At 54.0% G+C, this 506-nt stretch carries 1 protein-coding gene; it reads left to right on the forward strand.

All coding sequences use genetic code 11. From position 1 onward, the window contains the following. On the forward strand, nt 1-506 hold a 506-nt coding region (locus ACTHUM_RS18825), incomplete at both ends, for a zinc-binding dehydrogenase (protein WP_440403802.1).

Below are 506 nucleotides of genomic sequence, written 5' to 3' on the forward strand. Positions count from 1 at the left end.
GCGAAGGCGTGGACGACATCAAAGTCGGCCAACACGTTGTCGTTGAACCCTACATCATCCGCGACGATGTACCGACCGGCGAAGGCAGCAACTACCACCTCTCCAAAGACATGAACTTCATCGGTTTAGGTGGCTGCGGTGGCGGCTTGTCTGAAAAAATCGCCGTTAAACGCCGTTGGGTACACCCTATTTCCGACAAAATTCCATTAGACCAAGCTGCTTTGATTGAGCCTCTGTCTGTCGGCCACCATGCTTATGTACGCAGTGGCGCGAAAGAAGGCGACGTGGCATTGGTCGGCGGCGCAGGCCCAATCGGTTTGCTGTTGGCTGCCGTATTGAAAGCCAAAGGCATCAAAGTCATCATCACCGAATTGAGCAAAGCACGTAAAGACAAAGCACGCGAAGCCGGCGTGGCCGACTACATCCTCGACCCGTCCGAAGTCGATGTCGTCGAAGAAGTGAAAAAACTGACCAACGGCGAAGGCGTAGATGTCGCATTCGAATGC

This window comes from Neisseria sp. P0021.S006 (assembly GCF_051956895.1).